This is a genomic window from Psychrobacter pasteurii (genome assembly GCF_900162815.1).
In the GTDB taxonomy this organism is placed as follows: domain Bacteria; phylum Pseudomonadota; class Gammaproteobacteria; order Pseudomonadales; family Moraxellaceae; genus Psychrobacter; species Psychrobacter pasteurii.
Genome location: NZ_FUGD01000175.1, coordinates 1 through 599 on the forward strand (window position 1 = coordinate 1; position 599 = coordinate 599).

Here is a 599-nt window from a genome sequence, read left to right on the forward strand (position 1 = left end):
TGGATACCTTTTAAAAAATCTGCTATCAAGTATTTGCAAACAAGGCAGACAGGTAAGAAGGGACTGAAATCAACCCTATAGCTATCGCTATCTAAAGGTCAAAAGCTCATCATTGATGTATTCGATAGCTACAACCTAAGCGTATATCAAATCAACACGCTTGAGATAGTACAAGACAGTCGTAATCGCTGGTATGCGTGTATCACCGTTAAAGACTTTCCTAAGCAAGTAAGTGGTAAGGGCAGCGTTGGAATTGATTTGGGCTTAAAAGAGTCTGCTACTACCTCAATGGGTGATAAACTTACTATTAAGCAGACTCAAAAATGGGCTAAAAAGCTTGCTATCGCTCAGCGTGCTAACAATAAAAAACGTGTTAAAGCAATTCATGCCAAAATTAAAAATACAAGATTAGACTTAATTCATAAATTCACCACCCAATTAGTTAAGGATAATGCCTTAATTGTGGTTGGTGATGTTAAATCACGCTCATTTACCAATTCGATGACCAAACTGGCTAAATCGACATACGATGCAGGTTGGTTTGAACTTAAACGACAACTGGAATATAAATGCAAGCATGCAGGTTGTCAGTTTGAGAT

General features: G+C 37.6%; 1 pseudogene. It reads left to right on the plus strand.

From position 1 onward, the window contains the following. A pseudogene (locus A1232T_RS13100) lies at nucleotides 1–599 on the plus strand (RNA-guided endonuclease InsQ/TnpB family protein); the annotation flags it as partial.